This is a genomic window from Campylobacter sp. RM16189, assembly GCF_012978815.1.
In the GTDB taxonomy this organism is placed as follows: Bacteria; Campylobacterota; Campylobacteria; order Campylobacterales; family Campylobacteraceae; genus Campylobacter_A.
The window spans coordinates 1-300 of sequence record NZ_LIWR01000040.1; the positions used below are offsets into that span (position 1 = coordinate 1).

The window sequence follows — 300 nt, forward strand, 5'->3', positions numbered from 1 at the left end:
CAGTAGAACAGATGTCAAGCTCAATGAATGCTATAAGTCAAAAAGCAGAAGATGTAACAAGACAATCAGAAGAGATAAAAAACATAATAGTAATAATAAGAGATATAGCAGATCAAACAAATTTACTAGCACTTAACGCAGCCATAGAAGCTGCACGTGCAGGAGAACACGGAAGAGGCTTTGCGGTAGTTGCAGATGAAGTTAGAAAACTAGCAGAAAGAACTCAAAAATCACTAAGTGAGATAGAGGCTAATGCAAATGTCCTAGCTCAAAGCATAAATGAGATGAGTGAGAGTATTA

At 36.7% G+C, this 300-nt stretch carries 1 protein-coding gene; it reads left to right on the forward strand.

The annotated features are described in order from the left end of the window. The coding region (locus tag CDOM16189_RS08065) for a methyl-accepting chemotaxis protein (RefSeq protein ID WP_249321662.1) at positions 1-300 on the forward strand (300 nt) is incomplete at both ends.